This is a genomic window from Niabella ginsenosidivorans (genome assembly GCF_001654455.1).
GTDB lineage: Bacteria > Bacteroidota > Bacteroidia > Chitinophagales > Chitinophagaceae > Niabella > Niabella ginsenosidivorans.
Window position 1 is genome coordinate 1,298,711 of the sequence record NZ_CP015772.1, and the last position, 21,913, is coordinate 1,320,623.

Sequence of the window (21,913 nt, forward strand, 5' to 3'; positions counted from 1 at the left end):
ATAGAACAGGAATATTGAACGATTGGTAATAACAGTTAAGAAGCGATTGCATCAAAAGATGCTTAAAAGGAAATTGACCAACAAAAACGGAAAAGAAATGCCATATAACAGTGACCTGCTCATTGACCGGAATTGGATATGCGGCATTGCTTCCTGCAACACTGCCTTTAAATAGTTCAGATACACTTAAAATATTAGTTTCACCGGTTTAAAATCACAACTAAAAATGAAATCAATTCTTATTCTGTTTTTTATGCTGATGAGTATTTCAGGGGGGCTATGGGCTCAGACGATTACTATAAAAGGAGTGGTGAGCAGTAGTTCCGGCGAACCGCTGGAAGGGGTTACCATCCATGAAAAGGGCGCTGCCAGAACAGCGGCCACCCAAAAGGATGGTCATTATATAATTGAAGCCACCCCGGATGGAGTGCTGGTTTTTTCCCATATAGGGTACGAGGGAAAGGAAGAGCGCATCGGCAACCGGGAACAGATTAACATTACCCTGACTGCAGAAGATAAAAGCCTGGACCAGGTAGTGGTGGTGGGCTATGGTACTCAAAAAAGAAAAGACCTTACGGGCGCCATCAGTTCTGTAAGCGGGGCTGAGCTGGCCAAAGTGCCGGTGCAGAATGTGGGCCAGGCGCTGCAGGGCCGGCTGGCAGGAGTGCAGGTCACCATGGCAGATGGGTCGCCGGGGGCGGAACCCTCTATTAAAATAAGGGGTGGTACTTCCATTACTCAAAGTAACGAGCCTTTATATGTAGTGGATGGTGTGCCGCAAACAGACGGACTGGCTTTTCTGGATCCTACAGATATTGAATCGGTGGATGTGCTTAAGGATGCTTCTGCAACCGCTATTTACGGTGCCAGGGGCGCTAATGGCGTGGTTTTGATCACCACCAAACAGATCAGGGCCGGCAAGGTAACGGTGAACTATGATGGATATGTGGGGGCTAAAAAAATTACAGATGAAATTCCGGTGATGGGAGCTTATGATTACCTGGTACTGGATTACGAACGGAGAGCCGGAGATTCTGCCAAGATCGCAAGTTTTACCAAATTATACGGCCCGTTTGATTCCCTGAAAACCATTTATGGCAACCGGTCCGGCAAAGACTGGCAGGACGAGGTTTTTGGAAGCATGGTCTTTAACCAGTATCATAAAGTGAGCATTAACGGAGGCAGTAAGGATACCCGTTTTAATGTATTCTATTCCCGGAGCAAAGATGATGGCATTATGCTCAACAGCGGGTCTACAAAAAATATCGGGAAGATCACCCTTACGCATAAAATTGGAGACAGGTTTACCATTAATGCGATCGCAAATTATTCCAACCAGAAAATCACTGGTTTGCCGCCTACTGAAGGTGGAAATGCCCGGCTGACCTATTTGCAAACTCTTTTGCAATACCGCCCGGTAAGCGGAAGGAATCCGGCTGACGACGATGCGCTGCTGGACCTGGAAACAGACCCGCTGGATAATCAAAGCTCTCCTGCTTTCCAAAGCCCCATTATAGGAGCCAGGTCCCGGCTGAGGGAGCGTGTCATTAACACCCTTAATGCAAGTGCAACCCTACAATATAAATTGTCCAAAAGTTTTACCTACCGCGGGCTGATCAGTTATATGGCAAAAGGAAATAAATACAAACAGTTCAATACTTCCGAATCCATTGTGGCCATCCGCAGCGGCGGTCCGTTTGGAAGTATTACTGAAGAAAATGACAGCCGGCTGAATTACAATAATACGCTTACCTATACGCATACTTTTGCAGGTGCGCATAACCTGGATGTAACTGCGGGCCAGGAATATATTTATAATTATTTTGAAAATTTCGGAACCAGCGCATCTGCGTTTCCAACGGTTAATAACGGTTGGGACGATCTTTCGCTTGGAACAATTTATGGCACACCCAGCTCTCATGCGGAAGACGACAAGTTATTATCTTTCTTTGGGCGCCTCAATTACGGGTACAAGAGCAAATACCTGTTAACGGCCAGTTTGAGAGCCGATGGGTCTTCAAAATTCGGTATCAATAACCGATGGGGCGTATTCCCTTCTGTAGCGGTTGCCTGGAGGCTGATCAACGAAAATTTTATTAAGGAAATACCTGCTTTTTCTGATTTGAAATTAAGGGTAAGCTATGGGCAGGCCGGTAATAACCGCATCAGCAACTATGCAGCACTGGGTATCTATACCACCGGTTCTTACCCGCTCAATAATACCATTACAACTTCCGCCTACCAGAACAATCTGCCAAACCCCAACCTGAAATGGGAAGCCAACCAGGCCATAAACATTGGATTGGACCTGGGGTTGTTTGACCAGCGCATCACCCTTACTACGGAGTATTATGATAACCGCTCAAAGGATTTGTTATTTGATACCCGTATTCCTTCCAGCTCCGGGTTCACAAGCCAGTTTCAGAATATAGGAACCACTTTGGCAAAGGGCCTGGAATTTACCCTGAATACAATAAATATCCGGAATGCTGATTTTAAATGGAATACCAGTTTTAACATTGCTTTTCCCAAAACCAGGGTGCTGGAGCTCAGTGACGGGGAAACTTCAAAAATTGTAAACAGCTATACTACCTTTAATGATTATATCCTTCAGGTAGGGCAACCGGTAGGACTGATGTATGGGTATGTGGCCGATGGTTTGTACCAGGTGGACGATTTTAACTACGATGCTGCCACCAAAACGTATACCTTAAAGGATGGCATCGTAAAAGACAACCGTACCGTTCAACCCGGGTATCAGAAATTTAAGGACATCAGTGGCCCTGATGGGGTGCCCGATGGCGTTATCAATGATCTAGACCGCGCCATTATCGGCAATGCAAATCCCAAATACACAGGAGGGATCTCCAATACCCTGAGCTATAAGAATTTTGACCTGAGCCTGTTTTTAAACTTTTCTGTAGGAAATGATATCTATAACGCAAACGTGCTCAATAATGCCGCATTGAGTAATGACCTTAAAAACACATTATCCCGTTTTACGAACAGGTGGATGACGATTGATGCCAACGGGAACCCTGTAACCGACCCGGCCGCACTTGCTGCACTGAACCAGGGTAAAACCATTCCTTCATATATAGGTATGGTTTCCGACAGGCCTTACAGCACGATGATCGAGGATGGCTCCTTCCTGCGGATTAATAACCTGAGCCTGGGATATACCCTGCCGTCCGGCTGGATAAAAAAAGCAAAGATCAGTAATGCCCGTGTTTATTTTACTGCATATAATTTACATGTGTTTACAAAATACACCGGGTATGATCCTGAAGTAAGCGTTGTGAATAATGCCATTACTCCCGGCGTTGATTTTAGTGCTTACCCGCGTGCAAAATCTTTTGTTTTGGGTGTAAACCTATCCTTATAACCATTAAAGCGATTACAATAATGAAATACAGAACAGTATTCAGACCGGCAATGATCATTGCCACATTTTGGGTGCTGGTAATAGCAGGAGGCTGTAAAAAAGCACTGGAAACCACGCCTTATTCCTACTTTACCAGCGATAATTTTTATACAAGCATTGATGAGGCCTATATGGCTACCCTTGGAGTATACGGCGCAGTATCTTCCTGGGACGGCTATGGCTGGAATATTCCGATGGTGTTTGATAATGATAATGACATCGGGCAAACCTCAGGAATTGCTGCCGATAACTGGCGGATCATTCCGCACTATTCCGGCATCCCTGAAACGGATATGTTCTATGGTACCTGGAGCGCTTTGTACCAGGGCATTGACCGGGCAAATGTTGTTTTGGAAAAAATTCCTGAAATGAGCATTTACAGCAGTGGGACAGATGATGAAAAAGCACAATTGAACCGGATGCTGGGAGAAGCAAAATTCCTGCGGGGATTTTACTATTCAGAGCTGGTGCGCCTATGGGGGGATGTGCCGTTCAAAACAACCTCATCAAAAGCGGGGGACGACCTGCACCTGGGGCTTACTGACCGGTACACTATTTATGAACAGATCATTAAAGATATGCAGGAGGCTGCAGCATTGCTTCCTGAAGCGATGCCCACGGATGAACGCATCAATAAATGGGCGGCAAAAGCCATGCTGGCCCGCGTGGCTTTGTTTGCGGGCGGCTATTCTTTAAGGGCCAACGGACAAATGCAGCGGCCTGATAATTATAAGGATTATTATAAACTGGCGCAACAGCAGATTAATGAAATAATGGCTGCCAATCCCTATAAGCTCAATCCAAGCTACCCGCAGGTATTTATAAATCAGTGCAAGCACGTGCTGGAGCCCACGGAAAGTATTTTTGAAATAGCGTTTTACACGCCTACAGGCCCTGCAGGTGAGGCGCCCAATGCTTCCCGTTTTGGTTATTTTAATGCGCCTGCCACGGCTACCGGCGTATATGGAGGTACTTCCGCCCGATGCTTAACGGTGCGTCCTTTTTATGAAAGTTACCAGCAAGGTGATTTCAGAAGGGATTTTGCAATAGCCCGGTTTAAGATTGATGCAGACGGCAACAGGGTGTATATTGTTTCCGGAAAAAATGATCAGAACTGGACGGTAGGAAAATGGAGCCGGGAGTACCAGACCAATTCGCCAACAGAAATAGGCAGTACCGATATCAATACAGTGATTATGCGTTATTCTGATCTGTTATTGATGCAGGCAGAGGTAGAGAACGAATTGAATGAAGGGCCCAACCAGATTGCACTGGACGCTATTAACCAGGTACGCAGAAGGGCTTACGGACTGGATATGGCCGGAAGCGGCATTACGCTTTCTGTTACCAATGGAGGATCCGGCTACACCGCTGCACCTACGGTAACCATTTCCGGTGGCGGAGGCAATTATGCTAATGCTGTTGCAACCCTTAAAAATGGCAGTGTCAGTGGCGTTACTATGTATAATGCCGGCTTTGGATATACAGCCTTGCCTACCGTGACGGTTTCCGGGGGAGACGGAACCGGCGCTGAAATTACCGCCAGCCTGGCTGCCAAGCCATCAAAGGCCGACATTGATATTCCTTCGGGTTTAACCAAGCAGGCCTTTCTGGATACGCTGATCAGTGAGCGGGCAAAAGAGCTTTGTTTTGAAGGGATGCGCCGGGCAGATCTGATCCGCTGGAACCTGCTGGGTACCAGAATTGCCCAAACGTATGCACAACTGCAGGCCATACGTTCTACCTATCCTTATCCTGCGGGTACCAATTTTGTACCCGGCAAACATGAACTGTATCCGTTTCCTCAGAATGAAACAGATGTTAATAAGAATATTACAAGACAAAATCCCGGATATTGAGTGTCACGAATAAATGATGATTTTCAAATTAGTTCTTTGACGTTATTATTTAATGCTATGTAGATGATGATGGCCGGCCCATCGGTAGCGACTTGCAGGAGTAGCTATCAAACCACCTTTAGCTGCTTCAATTAAGAGTTGAGGTAGTGAGCATCAAAGGAAAAGGCATCGATAAAGGTGTCAGGTGAGTGTTAATGAAGGCGAACAATAGTGAACTGTCATCAGAGGCGTCGAAAGGATAAGATGATGTCAAAACCAATATGCAGTATCAATGTTGGGATAAGCAATAAGGTTACCTGTTTACTGTTATTGCGGCATCCGGCGTATAGACAGCGCGATCGTAACACAGGCGTTTACATGGGACGTGAGAACCAGTCGTTGCAATGTTAAGAGAAAACTTCAAGCAAGAGACACTGTAAGAAGGAAAGTATCGATGTGCAGCACTGGGGCAGAAACTTCCGTAGTAGTGCTGATAGCTATTGAAAGATAGCAGTAGCGAAGGGGAGTTGTTTTCCAGTTTTTATTCATTAACGAAAACTGATATACTGACGAGTAAATCAGGAGGTACGAAGATGAGCAAAGCAAAACCGTTTAGTATTAGTAGACGATTGATGATGGCAGCCTATCAGAAGGTGCAATCAAACAGAGGAAGCGCAGGTGTGGATGAAGTTAGTATGAGCGAATTTGATAAAGGCTACAGAAACCATCTGTACAAACTTTGGAATCGCATGAGTTCAGGCAGCTACATGCCACCGGCGGTAAAACTGATTGAGATACCGAAGAAAGGAGGTGGACTAAGACCTCTGGGCATACCCACAATCGCAGACCGGATTGCCCAATCTGTAGTAAGAGGGCTATTAGAGCCAACGCTGGAGCCACTGTTTGTAAAAGACTCTTATGGTTACCGTCCGGGAAAATCAGCCAAACAGGCTGTAGAAAGAGTGAGGCAACTATGCTGGCAACAGTCATGGGTGATAGACCTTGACATTAAAGGGTTCTTTGACAACATTCCGCATGATCTGCTGATGAAGGCAGTCAAAAGGCATTGTGAAACAAAGTGGTTACTGTTATACATTGAAAGGTGGCTGACAGCGCCACTGCAGTTGCAAGATGGGACACAAGTAGCAAGAACCCAGGGAGTTCCCCAAGGTTCTGTTATCGGTCCGCTGATTGCTAATCTCTATCTCCATTACACAATGGATAAATGGTTAAGCATAGAGTATCCAAAATGTTCACTTGTCCGTTATGCTGATGATGCCATCATCATGTGCAGATCACAGAATGAAGGTCAGACAGTAATGAAAGCGTTAGAGAAAAGATTAACGGACTGTGGTCTTGAAATGCATGCATTGAAAAACAAAGCTGGTGTACTGTAAGGACAGTAACAGAAGATCTTACAAAGACTATCCAGTTGTCTGGTTCGACTTTCTTGGTTTTACGTTTAGACCAAGACAAGCACAGAACGGTAGAAAGGATGGGTCATTCACTAATTTTCTGCCAGCGGTCAGTACAAAAGCGATGAAAGCGATGAACGAGAAGATGAAAAAGTGGGGAGCATTAACAAAGACAACAAACACGTTGCAAGAAATAGCACAAGAGATTAATCCTGTAATCCGGGGATGGATCAATTATTATGGAACATTTTATAAAACAAAAATGAAAGAGTTTATGCACTTATTAAATGTTAAGCTCGAAGGCTGGGCAAGACGCAAATACAAAAGACTTCGAACAGGAGGTATGAAGACCGTTAGATGGCTTCATCAAATCTCTATGCGCCGACCAAAAATGTTTGCGCATTGGGAACTACTGAACTCGAAACCAACGGTTGGAAAATCGGAGCGGTATAACGGGAGACTGTTACGTACCGTTCTAACAGAATCTCAGGCTGCGATGCCTGGGTTTACTTACTAACAGAGTATAAATAAAATTTAAGGAATGAAAAATAAAAAGAATATACAATGGTTACTGGCGGTCCTGCTATTATTGGTACTGGGCGGATGCAAATCTTCAGAAAAAAAGGAAGAAACAAAACGTCCGAATATACTGATCATCATGTCAGATAATCAGTTTGCCGGGCATGTGGGGGTTTATGGAGACTCAACCGTGCGTACCCCTAATATGGATAAAGTAGCCGGGGAGGGCGTACGGTTTACCAATGCTTTTTGTAATTCTCCCTCCTGCACCCCTTCAAGAGCTGGCTTTCTTACCGGGCAGGATATATGGCGGTTAAAAGAAGGAGCCGATCTGTGGAGCATATTGCCGACAGAATATAAATTATACCCGGATCTTCTGGAAGCCTCCGGTTACCAGGTAGGATTTCAGGGCAAAGGCTGGGGGCCCGGCAGCTTTGAGGCAAATGGCCGTAAAAGGAATCCTGGTGGCAATCCCTATGAAAGCTTCGCGCAGTTTTTGCAACAGAAGAAAAAAGACGCGCCCTGGAGCTACTGGATCAGCAGCCATGAGCCGCACCGGCCTTATGAAGTAGGCATCGGTGCAAAATCAGGAATTGATCCTGCTAAGGTAAAAGTACCGGGCTACCTGCCCGATGCGCCCGATGTGCGTACGGACATAGCAGACTATTATCATTCCGTTGAAGTATTTGATAAAGAGCTGGGTGATGCGCTGCAGCTTTTAAAACAAAGTGGCGAGCTGGAAAATACGGTCATTGTTGTGTGTAGTGATAATGGCTGGCAGATGCCGCGCGGCCTGGCCAACCTGTATGATTTTGGTACCCATGTGCCGTTGATTATAGCATGGCCCGGGAAGTTTAAGCAGGGTACGGTTGCCGATGGCCTGGTTACCCTGAACGACCTGGCGCCAACCTTCCTTGAATTGGCGCACCTGCCGGTGCCTGCAGCAATGACGGCCAAAAGCCTGTTACCGGTTTTAGATAAGAACGGCAAAGGCACTCAGGAAAGAGATTTTGTAGTGCTGGGAAGGGAACGGCACGCCTTTGTGCGGCAGCACGGACTGGGTTACCCCGGAAGAGCTATAAGGACAAAAGAATATTTATACATTCGCAATTACGAGCCTGACCGTTGGGCAGCCGGTGACCCGCCTTTATATGGAGATATTGATCCTTATATGCTCAATTACCCGGGGCCGGCCAAATTTTACATGATGGCGCATAAAGAGCAACCTGCTGTAAAGCCCCTGTTTGAGCTGGGAATGGGCAAGCGCCCCGCGGAAGAGCTGTTTGATATTGTAAAGGATCCTTACGAACTGCACAACCTGGCAGCAGACCCGGTATACAAAGACATAAAGGAAAAGCTGGCAGCACAAATGCAGGCCTACCTGGTGCAAACAAAAGATCCGCGTGCTACTGGCGGCGATGTATCCATCTGGGATAAGGCTCCTTACTTCAGTGATATTGATAAGCGGGCGCACCCAAGCGCAGAAGCCATTAAAGAATTCAAGCTGGATTCAGTATACGATTATTTAAAATAGCAGTTTTCATCAAATGATTCGGCTGATACAGGTCATGCCGCTTCATGCAGTAATACTCAGATCCCGTTGAACAATATATACGCCATTGGAATAGATGTAGGGGGCTCCTCGCTGAAATGCGGGGTGATAAACGGTGCAGGAGAGGTTGTGTATGCCCTGGTACAACCCATGAGCGCAGCCGGCAGTGAAGCTGCCATTATCACACTGATCACAGCGGCCATCAGGCAATGCGCTGCAGTAGTGCCCGGAGCCGTTGCCGGCGTGGGCATCGGGTTCCCGGGGATTGTGGAAGATAATGTGGTAATAGGAGGGGCAGACAATCTGCCCGGCTTTGAAAATGTGCCCCTGGGTAAACTATTGCAGCAGCAAACCGGCTACCGCATTATTATAGATAATGATGCCAATATGATGGGCTTTGGCGAGCTGACATACGGCGCAGCCAAAGGATGCAGTGATCTTGTTTTCCTTACTGTTGGCACGGGCATCGGTGGCGCCCTGGTGATCGATAAAAAATTGTATGGGGGGTATAAAAACAGGGGTACCGAACTGGGGCATATGATCATCCAGCATAATGGAACCCGCTGCTCCTGCGGCGCCAGGGGCTGTTTTGAAGCATACGCATCCATAACCGCGCTGATCCGTAACTATAAAGCATTAAGGAATAACAAAGAGGTTGCGGTAGACGGAAAAATGATCGTGACCCGTTATTTGCAGCATCAGCCGGAGGCGGTTGCAGCTATGCAAAAGCATTTTGAATATATGGCCGCAGGCATTGCCGGTCTGGTCAATATTTTCAGCCCGCAAAAGGTGGTGATCGGCGGCGGTATCAGTGAAGCCGGCGCTTTTTATATAAAAGAAATAGCAACAAGGGTCAAACTGCTTGCAATGCCGGTTACCATGCAGCATACAACGCTGGCAGCGGCTGCGTTGGGCAACAGGGCCGGCCTGCTGGGCTGTGCGGCAAGGGTATTCCGGCCGCTTTCTTAATATTTTATTATAAGTATCGGTTCATGCGGCCCAAATAAAAATGTACAAATGCAGCAAAGAAATAATTTTTTGGTAGGGATCATATTACTGATCTGGTTTGTGATATCATTTGTTACCAATATTCTTGGCCCCCTTATGCCTATCATTATTCAAACCTATCAGCTCAGCCTTACCATGGCTTCTTTTTTACCCTTCTCTTTTTTCCTGGCTTATGGGATTATGTCGGTTCCGGCCGGGATGATGATTGAGCGGCTGGGTGAAAAAAGATCCATGCTCATCGCCTTTGCGCTGAATTTTTGCGGTGCGCTGATCTTTGCATTGAACCCCCAGTATATTATGGCACTGGCCTCGCTGTTTGTGATCGGCATTGGCATGGCCATGTTGCAGGTAATTATCAACCCGCTGATGCGTACCGCAGGTGGCGAGGAAAATTTTGCTTTTTTTTCGGTAATGGGGCAGCTGGTATTTGGTATGGCTTCCTTTATAAGCCCTTTTGTGTTTTCCTACCTGTTAAAAGAGCTATCGCTACCGCCTGCCGGCAATGCTTTGATAGAGGGGCTGGGCTCCCTGGTAAAAAACGGGCTGCACTGGACAGCATTGTACTGGTTGTTCAGTTGTATTTTTTTGCTGATGCTCTTGTTGCTCCTGTGTATCCGTATGCCGGCAGTGCAATTAAAGGAAGACGAAAAGGCCGGGGCGGCAGCCGTATATTTTGAGCTGCTGAAAAAACGCGATGTGTGGCTCTTTTTTACAGGGATTGTAGCTTACGTAGGTACAGAACAATCGCTGGCTAACTGGATGTCGGAGTTTTTAAAACGCTACCACCATGTAGATCCTGCCACGGGCGGTGCAAATGCCGTAGCCTGGTTTTGGGGGTTGATGACCATTGGCTGTTTGCTGGGGCTGATGGTGCTAAAGCTCTGGGATTCCAGGACCGTTTTAAAAGCGGCAGTATTGCTGACATTGGTTGTGCTGTCTGTTGCGCTGCTGGGCAGTAAGAGCTGGTCTTTATGGGCTTTCCCGCTTGCAGGGTTTACGATTGCGGTAATGTTCTCCGTGGTATTTTCACTGGCGCTGAATTCTGTAAGCAAACATCATGGCTCTTTTTCAGGCATCCTCTGTTCGGGCATATTTGGCGGAGCGCTGATCCCTTTTATTGTTGGTGCGTTGGGCGATTGTATCGGGCTGCGCTATGCATTGATGTTTCTGTATATTACATTAGGCTATTTGTTTTTTATTGCCGGCTATGCAAAGCCCATCATCAGTAATAAGACCATGACGGTTAAAGAATTTTTTTCAGGAAAATAATAAAGTAATCAATGATCAAAAAAAGATTCATAGCAGGCGTTTTGCTGGTATTGGCAGCCTTCCCGGTCTTTGCACAGAACGCGGGTACGGACCCGGTAACCACCCGGGTAAATGTGCAAGCTGATTCAGCCAGGGAGGCCGATATTATAGACGGGGAATGGGTGGCTGTTGGCATCAACCGGCCTTATTCCATACAAAAAGATGCAGGGCTTCCTTTTGAAGGAAGACCTTCTTATCGTTTTGAGCTGAAGACAGATGATAATTCACTGCAAGGCTATGAAGAAGGCAGTACCAAAGGAAGAGCGGAGCTTTGCTACTGCTATGCTACTGCCGATGACTATAAGAACCTGCCTCCGGGAACCTATGCAACCGACCAGGTACTGAAGCTGGTATACAACAGGGGCAAGGGGCAATGCCCGCAGGGCTCAAAGTGGGCCTATCGCTTTTCGGTCTTTATACCGTCATCACTGCCGGAAGAAGTGAACACCATCTTTGCCCAGTGGCACGGTATGCCTTCAAGAACGCTGGTACAGGACCCCTCCGGGAAAGTGATGCAGCTGACCCCGCAGCAGTTTGTAGCATTGAGTGACAGTATGATTTTTGAAAAGGATCTGGGCCATGAGAAGATAGCTGTCATTAACAAAAATGGCAAGCAATCCTTTAAGGCCGGCAAAAAGAACGGGTGGAAAGTTGAGCAGGGAGGATATCCCCCGCTGGCTTTTGGTTTTTCGGACGGCATGTTTTATATCAAAGCAAATTCCGACAGCAGGTGGATGACTGATAAAACAGACCGCACCCTTGCAAGCCCGGGTAAAGTGGGTATTATGCAGTCGGTAAGCTCTGCGTATAAAACTTCCACTATTGCTTACAAGATGCCGTTTGCAGCGTTTCCAAAAGATACCTGGGTCACGTTTGATGTAGCTATAGACTGGTCCGTTTACGGCGGTGCAAACAACAAAGTAGAAAAGCCCGGTATGCTGGATGTGGTGATGCATTATCAAAAAGATAAAAAGCCGGTAAACGATCACATCGTCAATAATCAAAAAATACTGATCGGCCGTAATGATGAAAATGGTTATTATTTTAAGTTTGGCATCTATCGTGTAGGCAGCAATACAGCGCCTGTAGTGTATAACCTGGCTGATTTTTCTCAAAAAGAACGTTAGTCGTATACTTTAAAAAGGGCTGTCAGCCTTGTGAAAAAAGTGTTGCAAATTTTAAAACAGGAATGAAGAAACAACTATTTGCCATAACATTTTTTTGTTTATGCCTGGGGCTCCGGGCCCAGCACACACCTGTCCTTAAACTTACCAGCGAAAAGTTGCATGCCCGTGTACGTGAATGGCCTTATCCCATTAACGGCATTACGGTGCCTGCCAACGCGCCCGCATTAATGTGGCCGGCAACCAACGGTGTAAAAATGGTATTGCCTATGGAAAGCGGTAGTGCCGTACCGGAAGATCCGGGTATCGGAAATGTATGCTACCAGGTAATGCTGGCAATGGATACAGGTTTTACCAGGCATCTTATAAAAAGTGATGTGCAGACCTGGGCCGTGTATCCATTGCATCAGGCACTGAAGCCCGGGCACTGGTACTGGAAATATGGGTATGCGCTTAAAGGTTCCGGCAAATGGACATGGTCTCCTGTATATGATTTTGTTGTAGATACAAGGTCGGCCGGAACAAAAGTATCCCCGCCGGTAGATGCAGTATTGCAACGCAATGAAGGGCCGCACCCGCATTTGTGGAACCTGCATTCGGGTAAGGAAACATTCTATAAAAACAACCGGAATAATCCCGAAGCAAAGCAATTTATTGCCTTTGCCGGAAAGCTGATGAAAGCACCCTTACCGGATGAGCGTCCTGTGCGCCAGATTGATACGGCGGGTAAATCAGGTAAAGAGCTGGATGGCCTGATGGACAGGATGTATCATGATTTTGGCGATAAGGTAGGCGACCCCGTACGTAATCTTTGCATTGCCTATTATTTAACAAAAGACAAACGCTTTATTAAGGATGCAAAACGCCGCGCTTTGAACCTGCTTCAGATGGACCCGGATAAAAACTGGGCTACGCGCAGTGATTTCAATAACGGTGCTGTACTGGAAGCCTTAGGCTGGTTTTACGATTTAGGAAATGATTTTATTACTGCCGGCGAGAAAACGCTTTTTAAGAAAGTAATGATAAAGCGGGCAAAAAAAATTTATGATCACCTGCCCAACCGTTTTGAGCTGCATGTATGCGATAACCATGTGTGGCAGATCACCCTGCGGAATCTTGCTATTGGCACTGTAGCCTTATTAGGAGAAGTGCCTGAAGCTAAAGAATGGTTTACATATATGTATGAAGTATGGTCAGCAAGATTCCCTGTACTGGGTACCACCGATGGCGGCTGGAAAGAGGGCAACGGTTATTTCTCAGTAAATTTCCGCTCTGTCATCTACCTGTGCCAGCTGTTTGAAGATTTTTCAGGCATGGATTATTTTCAATTGCCATGGATGCAAAACCTGCCCTATTACCTTTTGTACTCTTTTCCTCCATCAGGCACCTCTACGGCTTATGGCGACCAGTGGGAAGATCTGCGCAAGGGCATCAATGCAGGGTATGCACTGTTTGCGGATGCCCTTACTTATAAATTAGACAACCCGTATCTTAACTGGTATGTGCAGCAAATAAGAGCAGCACATCCTGCTTTTTTTAAAGGTACAGATGATTATCTTTTCTTTCGCCTGTTAAATTATACGCCCAGTCGTAAGCTGAAAGCCCTTTCGCCGAAAAAGCTGCCGCGTTTAAGAGTCTTTAACGACATTGGTCTTGCAGCAATGAGCGATGATATCGCTAAGGCCGGGGAAAACAGTTGCAGCTATTTAATAAGTAATCCTTTTGGCTCATCGGGGCACGGGCATGCCGGTCAAAACGCCGTGACCATTAATTATAAAGGAAAAACGATCCTTGGTGCCACGGGCTACTACAGCCAGTTTAGCGACCGGCACAATTTATTAGACTATCGCAACACACGGGCTTATTGTACGATACTGGCCGATAGCCTTAGTCAAAAGATTGGCGAGGAAGGATATGGATGGATACCCCGCTCTATCAGTGGTAATGAAATCCAGTACGCTTTAGGAGATGCCTCCAATGCTTATGGTACTATAAAAAGTGATTTTTGGCTGGACCGGTTTAAGCAGATCCACCTGGAGCCTGATGCGGCAAACGGGTTTGGAGACCCGGGTGTGATTTTGTATCGTCGTCACATGTTGCAGTTGGATGGTGGCTATATTGTGTTGTATGATGAGTTGGAAGCTAAAAAAGCTGTAAAATGGACAACGCAGTTTCATGCACCGTTTTATACAGTTGTTGCCGGCAAAACGGACAATACCAATCGGCAGGATTTTGAAGTTCAGACCGGTACGGGAAATGTAAATGCAAGTGTGTTTGCGGCTGCCCCTTTGCATAGGGTAGTACATGATCAGTTTGCAGAGCCCGCTGTGAACTGGATGAAGTTAATGGATGGGAACCGGTTGCGGCAATATACCAATCAGTGGCATGTTGGCATTACCTCTCCTCCTGCGCAGAAATTCAGGTTTTTAACAATTATTCAAATACATGATGGCAGGACGGAGGTGGTCAAAACCGTAAGCAATGCCAATGGATGGAGGCAGGTACAGGTTGGAAACTGGAAAATGAATGTGCAACTGGATGGCAATAAACCTGCAGCTTTGCAGGTGATTGGCGGCCATTCGTTTTTCAACTATGGTGATCTGCCGGTAAATTTTTTGGGGAAAGCATTTGCGCCCCGGGTTCCGGGCAGCTCTATGTTGCTTGAGCTGCAGGGAGGCAAAGTAGCCCGGCAGGAAGTGGTGGACACATTGCCCGATGTAGCAAAATATGATGTACAATAAATAAAAGAATAGAATATGACTATTACACAAAAAATAAAAAGCCTGCCGCTAACATTTTTATTGCTTTTTTTTACCGCTGTCAATATTTTTGGTCAAAAGCCGAATATTGTTTTAATCATTTCTGATGATCATGCCTGCCAGGCCATAAGTGCCTATGGCAGCAGGCTGACACAAACGCCCAATATAGACAGGCTGGCCAAAGAGGGCGCTATCTTTAATAACGCGTATGTAACCAATTCCCTTTGCGGGCCAAGCCGCGCCAGCATCCTTACAGGCACGTATAGCAATATAAACGGGTTCAAAGACAACATCAGCTATAATTTTGATTTTAACCAGCCCAGCTTTGTAAAAGCACTGCAGGCCGCCGGTTATCAGACTGCCTGGATCGGGAAAATGCATTTAGGCGATAGCATTCCGCAGGGGCTTGACTATTACAATATTCTTCCAGGGCAGGGCCAGTATTATAATCCGGATTTTATACGGTCCGGCAATGTGCAAAAAAGATATACAGGCTATGTTACCAATATTATTGAAGCCCTCTCAAACGAATGGCTGGATCACCGGGACCGGCAAAAGCCCTTTTGTCTTATCATAGGCCATAAGGCCACGCACAGGGTATGGATGCCGGACCTGGAAGACCTGGGAAGTTTTGACGATAAGACCTTTGACCTGCCGCACGATTTTTATGATGATTACGCCACCCGTAAGGCTGCGGCTGTACAGGATATGACCATTGCCAAAACCATGCGGATGGGCCATGACCTGAAAATGTATGATCCTGCGGATTCGGCCACCTTTGAGGATAATATAAAACGGATGAATGCAGATCAAAAGGCAAAATGGTTTGCTTATTATGCAAAGATCAAAAAAGACCTCGATGCAAAAAGACCGGAAGGGCGCGCGCTTACAGAATGGAAGTACCAGCGGTACCTGAAAGATTACCTGGCTACGGCAGCTTCCATGGACCGGAACATTGGCAAGACCCTGGATTACCTGGATAAAAACGGGCTGTCAAAAAATACGATCGTGATCTATATGTCGGACCAGGGTTTTTATATGGGAGAGCATGGCTGGTTCGACAAACGGTTCATGTATGAGGAATCTTTTAGAACGCCTATGGTGATGCGTTATCCGGGTGTTATAAAACCGGGTACGGCCATCAACGATTTTATAATGAATATTGATCTTGCCCCTACGTTGATCGAGGCGGGCAAAGGACAAGCTCCGGCCCCGGTACAGGGCAGATCCTTCCTGCCGCTGCTGAAGAATCAGCACTATACGGCACGCGATGCAATGTATTATCACTATTATGAGAACGGGGAACATTCCGTATCGCCCCATTTTGGCATCCGGACAAAAAGATACAAGCTCATCCGGTTTTACAAACGTGTGGAAAGCTGGGAACTGTTCGACCTGCAAAAGGATCCGCACGAACTGCATAATATTTATGATGAGCCGGGCTCAAAACCTGTAATAGCTGATCTGAAAGCGAAGCTGCTAAAATTGATAACAGCATATAAAGACACAGAAGCTGCAGCCATTTTTGCCCGGGCAATCTAACGGCGGCTGCGGGTAGGCCATCAGGCAGGTAAATAGGATAGGAAGGTTTCAAACTTTCGTGCCTGGCGGCTTTTGAAAGCAATGATTGTGAAAATAAGCTGGTATCAATTTTATTATCAAATGGTTTGTGAGGACCTACCTGTCGGGGCAGGCAGGCACAAACCACGGCAATGCCCCGGTCAGTGTCCGCACTGACCGGAAAATGATAATTGTGATATCAGTTCCTTATAAAAAGTGATTTTGATGAACAAAACAATTCTTATAGTGCTTCTGGCTGCTGTGGTGCTCAGCGTACCAGGTGCTGTGGTTTTTGCACAGCCAAAGGAAACAGCGGCCACAAAGATCATCACGGCGCAGTATGGTTTTGAGAAGGATCAGGATATTGAAGGATGGAAGGCACAGAACGGCAACCTTTCTTTTTCGGATGCGCATTATAAAGACGGTCAACGCTCACTGGAATGGAGCTGGCAAACGGGTGCAATGCTGGAAATAGCCGGCTTAAAAGGTTTAAAAGAAGCCGGAGCCGTTTACCCGGGCGGTATTCCTGAAGTATATGAACCATCCTTTTACCCTAAAGACCGTTACGGGGGAATGAAAATATGGCTGTACCAGGAAAAGCCTTCATCAGGACAGATCGTCTTCCAGGTGGGCAGCAGTGTGGCAGCGGCCCGTATGAATCCTAAATACCGGTTTGCCGTAAACCTTGATTTTACGGGCTGGCGTACCGTATGGGTCTGCTTTGAAGAAGATGCCCGGGTAAAAGATTACAGCGGCAGTGATGACATGCAGGCCATGGTTGCTTTTCCGCAGCATATGAAAAAAAATAAAGGCAGGTTGTTTATTGATCATCTGCTGCTGCTCAGTTTCGTGTCTAACAAAAGAAACTCAGATCTGCAGTTTGTCAACAATAAACGCAACCTGCGCTCTGCGGATGGCTATGAAATACTGAAGCCCTTCCGGGTGTACACGAATGCTGTATATAATCAGCAGGTCAATAAGCAACTGCTGGAAAAGGAAAGTGACCGGATCGCTGCCCGGCTGGAGTTCCTGATACTGGGCGATAGAACAGACGACTGGAAGCGGCGCGGCACCGGTATTGAAAAAGAGCTTGAAGGTAAAATAAAAGGGGCGCTTTCAGTATATGAGCAGTTGCAGTTGAAAAGTACAAACGGTACCGTAAATGGTGCGCCCTTATTCGCAATCAGAGATGAGCATTCCGCACCGGAAGGACGGGTGTTTGATAACGTAGCACAGGATGTGCTGTTTCCGCTGGCGGCAGATTACCGGCTGAACGGGAGCGCTGCATCAAAAGAAAAATTAATACAGGTGCTGGACTATTTCCTGGACCAGGGCTGGGCCAGTGGCAGCGCCTTAGGTACTGTTGATCATGTAATAAGATTGACGCCGATTGCTACGGCTGTTTTCCTGCTGAGAAATGAGCTCCATGCGCTGAACAAATTAAAACCAGAGGTAGATATGCTGGCCTGGCATACCCGTTTGGGCAGCATGCTGCATATTGATCACACCCGCGGTGAAAATTCGGATAAGGTACGTGGCGGGGCGCTGGTAAAGCTGATCGCCATTTTACTGATGGAGAATGATGCCCGTAAACAGGAAATGCTGCAGTGTTTTAAAGATTATATGGATTACGTGGCATCGGTAGCTCCCGGCTACAGCGATACGTTCAAACCTGATTTTTCCATCTATCATCACCGGGGCACTTACCTCAATGTGTATGGTACCAATGCCGTAAATACCATGGCACTCATCCATTGGCTGTTGAGCGGTACTTCGTATGCAATGTCGGCACAATCTACAGCCAATATTAAGCAGGCATTGCAGCGACAGGCAGCCATTGCTTTTGGGGTACAGATCCATTATGGGGCGGGAGGGCGGTTCCCGCTTAACAACAGCGCTATTGACGGGGATTGCCTGCCCGCATTTGCCTACATGAGCATGACGAAGGATACCATAGCCGACAGGAACCTTGCGGCGCTTTTTAATTATATTTACGGCATTGCTCCACCGGCAGCAATTAATAAAATGCTCCTTCCGGCGCTTACCTACTCCGGTACTTTTGGCACGCTGGACCTGATGGTGCGTGCGCACGAGCAGTCAAAAACAAACATACAGGGCCCTGCAGACGGTGTGGTGGTGCTGCCTTATTCCGGGCTGATGGCCTACCGGTATAAGAAGGCGTTTGCTACGGTAAAAGGGTATAATAAATATGTCTGGGACTATGAAGCGGGTAAAGGCGAAAATAACCTGGGGCGCTATCTGAGCCATGGGATGCTGATCATGGCACAGGGAGATGAGCGGAACGGGTTCGATTCCCTGGGTATGGATATGAACGATGGATTCGACTGGTCGATGCTGCCGGGAGCTACTACCAAAATGCTGCCTGCGGATAAAATGCTGTACTTTCCAAAAGCGGATAACAAATATATAGAAGGTAAGCACCGGAACTTTTCTGAAAGCGTTATTGCAAGCGGGCTGCAGCAGGGAGGCAACGGGCTGTTTGCATTGGATCTGAGGGACGATGTGTTTCCGGATGAGGACCGGTCTTTATTCGACAGCTCCTTCCGGGCAAAGAAATCCTATTTCTTCATTGGTAATGAGATCATCTGCCTGGGTTCCGGCATCAGCAACAAGGACAGCCGTTATAATACCGTTACCACTTTATTTCAATACCATGTTAATGAGCACCGGATGAATTATTTCAACGGGAAGGTGGTGGACGATCCTACAAATCCAGAGCAAAAGGCCGATGGGGGATACTTTACGGATCAGAACGGGTTACAATACATTATTCCCAAAGGACAGCACATTGTGTTGCAGCAGGCAATGCAAAATTCCTACCGGTCTGTTAAAGGAACATATCAGCCGGTAAGTGCCCGCTATATAAAAGCCTGTATTGACCATGGCTGCCATCCCAAAGACCAGGGATATGAGTATGAAGTTGTAATGAACACAGATGCCGCGGCATTACACCCCTATCTTGAAAAGAAAAGTTATACGGTATTGGAGAAAAATAATGATGTACATATTATACAGCATAAAGCTTCCGGCATTACAGCCTATGCTATTTATAAAGCCCATACTTCTTTAAAAGGCGTTCTGTTAACCACCAGCGCTCCGCTGCTGGCGATGGCGAAAGAAGCAGCGGATGGTATGCTGCTTACCATTGCCAACCCCGATATCGGGCAGGCCAGATGGAATCATAATATGTCGCATATGCCGGACAGTATTACCAATGCCTGGGCAAAAGGCAGTGTGGTCACCATTACCTTAAAGGGAGCCTGGTATGCTGCAAACTATACAGGTAAGCTGATGAGTGCTGTGATCAGGAATGGAAATACGGTTCTTTCCTTGTTTTGCAGGGATGGGGAAAGTATTGATCTGCCCTTACAGCATAGGGAAGAAAGTACAGAAGGAGAGGATTAGGAAATAGTAAAATATAAAATAGTGTCGAGTAAGCATGATTTTTCATTTGGCATTGCCCTGCATTTTATAGTTAACATAACAATAGTTTGTATTCTATAACCAGTAATAATTGACCAATGTATAAAAAGTTGTTTTTTTTATGGGCAGTCCTTTGCGGCTGTCTTATCTCAAACGGACAGCAAGCCCGCAGGCCCAATATTCTTATCATTATCACGGATCAGCAAACGGCTGATGCCATGAGCAATGCAGGGAATAAAGATCTGCACACACCGGCAATGGATCTGCTGGCCGCAAATGGTGTGCGCTTTACCAGGGCTTATTGTGCGCAGCCGCTGTGCACTCCATCGCGTACAGCCATCTTCAGCGGCCGTATGCCTTTTGAAACAGGCTTTGTGGGCAATGCCAGTGAAAAAGACGGCCAATGGCCGGACAGTTTGCTGATGATGGGCAAAATATTCAGGGAGGGCGGGTATCAAACAGGCTACGTGGGAAAGTGGCATTTGCCCATGCCCGCCGGTAAAGTAAGCCAGCATGGGTTTCAGTTTATAGAAAATACCCGCTTCCTCGATTACAACGATGCGGCCACGCCTTCCTATTGCGCCCGGTTTATAAAAGAAAATAAGGAACGGCCGTTTTTGCTGGTAGCTTCCTTCTTAAATCCGCACGATATCTGCGAATGGGCAAGAGGCGATGCGTTGAAGATGGACCTGCTGGCCGCTGCCCCGTCACCGGATCAATGCCCGCAGCTGCCCGCTAACTGGGCCATTCCGGCCAATGAACCCCGGATCGTAAGGGAGCAGCAAAAAGTAAGTTTCCGTACTTATCCTACCGTAAACTGGACCCGGGATCAATGGCGGCAATACCGCTGGGCGTACAACCGGCTGGTGGAAAAAGCAGATCAGTACATTGGAATGGTACTGGCATCCCTGAAAAAATATAATGTAGAAAAAAATACGATAGTGATCTTCACATCAGATCACGGAGATGGCTATGCAGCGCACCGCTGGAACCAGAAACAGATCTTGTACGAGGAAACGGCCCGGGTGCCTTTTATTATTTCAAGACCGGGAGCATGGAAGCCCCGGACAGATGACCAGCTGGTGTGTAATGGTACGGATATGATCCCTACCATTTGCGGTTTTGCAGGCATAAAGGCACCGGCTTATCTGAAAGGGGCAGACATCAGCAAAAGGATCGCCAACCCTGCTGCCCCTTTACGGGATACCCTGGTAATAGAGACGGACTTTGCAGATAATGAAAAATTGCTGGGCATTAACGGGCGTGCAGTGATCACGCACGATTTTAAATACATCGTATATAATAAAGGCGCCACAAGGGAGCAACTGTTTGATTTGTCTAAAGATCCCGGTGAAATGAATAACCTGGCGGTAAAAGCCCCGTATAAAGGCAAATTACAGGCAATGAGGCATTATTTAAAAGCCTGGTGCATCAAAAATGCAGACCCTTTTGTGAAGGATGCCTTGTAAAAGCGCTCATGGCTGGTACAGGAACATCACTTTGCTACTTTGGCATGTGAGGGGCTGGCCAAAAAGTAATGTCAGCCTGAGTTTTCCATTTGTAAAACAAAATCATCCGAAAGTTCGGATGGGGCAATGACAATTATTCTTACGGGCCACCCTGAAGATGTCATCCCGGACCTGTTCCGGGATCTGTTTTTGTTTCAGGGGCTGTTGAGTGATCATATACATAGATGCTGAAATAAATTCAGCATGACTAAAGTAGGATTGGTTTTCAACGTATAACGTAATCTGTCATTAGCAGCTTGACGAAGGCTAACTCCTTGCTTGTCTATGTTTCGTCAGGCGAAATGCTGGTCTCCTGGCGGGTACAGGAACATCACTTTGCAGCTGTAATGTGTGAGTTACAGCGATGCACAACTTGTCCCGCAAAGCGGGAGGCCTGTCCAAGACAAGTTTGATTTATGGGCCGAGCCGCTGGCTCTCAGCTTCTGGTTGCAGG

At 46.8% G+C, this 21,913-nt stretch carries 12 protein-coding genes; all 12 read left to right on the plus strand.

The features are described from left to right. Positions 1-226 precede the first annotated feature (226 nt). Positions 227-3,385 carry a SusC/RagA family TonB-linked outer membrane protein gene (locus A8C56_RS05380; protein WP_067753062.1) on the plus strand — a complete coding sequence of 1,053 codons (3,159 nt, stop codon included), beginning with the start codon at positions 227-229 and terminating at the stop codon, positions 3,383-3,385. 20 nt (positions 3,386-3,405) lie between these two features. After that, positions 3,406-5,283: a RagB/SusD family nutrient uptake outer membrane protein gene (locus A8C56_RS05385; protein ID WP_067753064.1), complete on the plus strand. Its 1,878-nt coding sequence runs from the start codon at positions 3,406-3,408 to the stop codon at positions 5,281-5,283. Between the two features lie 572 nt (positions 5,284-5,855). Further along, the gene (gene ltrA / locus A8C56_RS24815) at positions 5,856-6,659 is read left to right on the plus strand and encodes a group II intron reverse transcriptase/maturase (protein ID WP_218917250.1); all 804 of its coding nucleotides are present in this window, start codon (positions 5,856-5,858) and stop codon (positions 6,657-6,659) included. A gap of 151 nt (positions 6,660-6,810) precedes the next feature. Then, positions 6,811-7,194, plus strand: a complete 384-nt coding sequence (locus tag A8C56_RS24820) for a group II intron maturase-specific domain-containing protein (protein ID WP_218917251.1) — start codon at positions 6,811-6,813, stop codon at positions 7,192-7,194. Positions 7,195-7,218: 24 nt separating this feature from the next. Further along, complete coding sequence (locus tag A8C56_RS05395) at positions 7,219-8,730, plus strand: sulfatase family protein (protein ID WP_067753066.1); 1,512 nt, start codon at positions 7,219-7,221, stop codon at positions 8,728-8,730. 66 nt (positions 8,731-8,796) lie between these two features. After that, entirely contained in the window at positions 8,797-9,717 is a 921-nt protein-coding gene (locus A8C56_RS05400) for an ROK family protein (RefSeq protein ID WP_157097882.1), read from the plus strand. A gap of 48 nt (positions 9,718-9,765) precedes the next feature. After that, positions 9,766-11,025 carry an MFS transporter gene (locus A8C56_RS05405; RefSeq protein WP_067753069.1) on the plus strand — a complete coding sequence of 420 codons (1,260 nt, stop codon included), beginning with the start codon at positions 9,766-9,768 and terminating at the stop codon, positions 11,023-11,025. A gap of 11 nt (positions 11,026-11,036) precedes the next feature. Continuing rightward, positions 11,037-12,191: a heparin lyase I family protein gene (locus A8C56_RS05410; protein ID WP_067753072.1), complete on the plus strand. Its 1,155-nt coding sequence runs from the start codon at positions 11,037-11,039 to the stop codon at positions 12,189-12,191. 62 nt (positions 12,192-12,253) lie between these two features. Beyond that, positions 12,254-14,929 (plus strand): DUF4962 domain-containing protein, encoded by a 2,676-nt coding sequence (locus A8C56_RS05415; RefSeq protein WP_067753075.1) that lies wholly within the window; start codon positions 12,254-12,256, stop codon positions 14,927-14,929. A gap of 15 nt (positions 14,930-14,944) precedes the next feature. Beyond that, positions 14,945-16,489 carry a sulfatase family protein gene (locus A8C56_RS05420; RefSeq protein ID WP_067753078.1) on the plus strand — a complete coding sequence of 515 codons (1,545 nt, stop codon included), beginning with the start codon at positions 14,945-14,947 and terminating at the stop codon, positions 16,487-16,489. A gap of 243 nt (positions 16,490-16,732) precedes the next feature. Then, positions 16,733-19,933, plus strand: a complete 3,201-nt coding sequence (locus A8C56_RS05425) for a chondroitinase family polysaccharide lyase (RefSeq protein WP_067753080.1) — start codon at positions 16,733-16,735, stop codon at positions 19,931-19,933. Positions 19,934-20,049: 116 nt separating this feature from the next. Next, complete coding sequence (locus A8C56_RS05430) at positions 20,050-21,420, plus strand: sulfatase family protein (protein WP_067753083.1); 1,371 nt, start codon at positions 20,050-20,052, stop codon at positions 21,418-21,420. The last annotated feature ends 493 nt before the right edge of the window (positions 21,421-21,913 follow it).

What these genes read in the sequence shown, in the direction of transcription:
- A8C56_RS05380 (WP_067753062.1), top strand. Translation starts at nt 227, where the DNA reads ATGAAATCAATTCTTATTCTGTTTTTTATGCTGATGAGTATTTCAGGG.
- A8C56_RS05385 (WP_067753064.1), top strand. Translation starts at nt 3,406, where the DNA reads ATGAAATACAGAACAGTATTCAGACCGGCAATGATCATTGCCACATTT.
- ltrA (WP_218917250.1), top strand. Translation starts at nt 5,856, where the DNA reads ATGAGCAAAGCAAAACCGTTTAGTATTAGTAGACGATTGATGATGGCA.
- A8C56_RS24820 (WP_218917251.1), top strand. Translation starts at nt 6,811, where the DNA reads ATGAACGAGAAGATGAAAAAGTGGGGAGCATTAACAAAGACAACAAAC.
- A8C56_RS05395 (WP_067753066.1), top strand. Translation starts at nt 7,219, where the DNA reads ATGAAAAATAAAAAGAATATACAATGGTTACTGGCGGTCCTGCTATTA.
- A8C56_RS05405 (WP_067753069.1), top strand. Translation starts at nt 9,766, where the DNA reads ATGCAGCAAAGAAATAATTTTTTGGTAGGGATCATATTACTGATCTGG.
- A8C56_RS05410 (WP_067753072.1), top strand. Translation starts at nt 11,037, where the DNA reads ATGATCAAAAAAAGATTCATAGCAGGCGTTTTGCTGGTATTGGCAGCC.
- A8C56_RS05415 (WP_067753075.1), top strand. Translation starts at nt 12,254, where the DNA reads ATGAAGAAACAACTATTTGCCATAACATTTTTTTGTTTATGCCTGGGG.
- A8C56_RS05420 (WP_067753078.1), top strand. Translation starts at nt 14,945, where the DNA reads ATGACTATTACACAAAAAATAAAAAGCCTGCCGCTAACATTTTTATTG.
- A8C56_RS05425 (WP_067753080.1), top strand. Translation starts at nt 16,733, where the DNA reads ATGAACAAAACAATTCTTATAGTGCTTCTGGCTGCTGTGGTGCTCAGC.
- A8C56_RS05430 (WP_067753083.1), top strand. Translation starts at nt 20,050, where the DNA reads ATGTATAAAAAGTTGTTTTTTTTATGGGCAGTCCTTTGCGGCTGTCTT.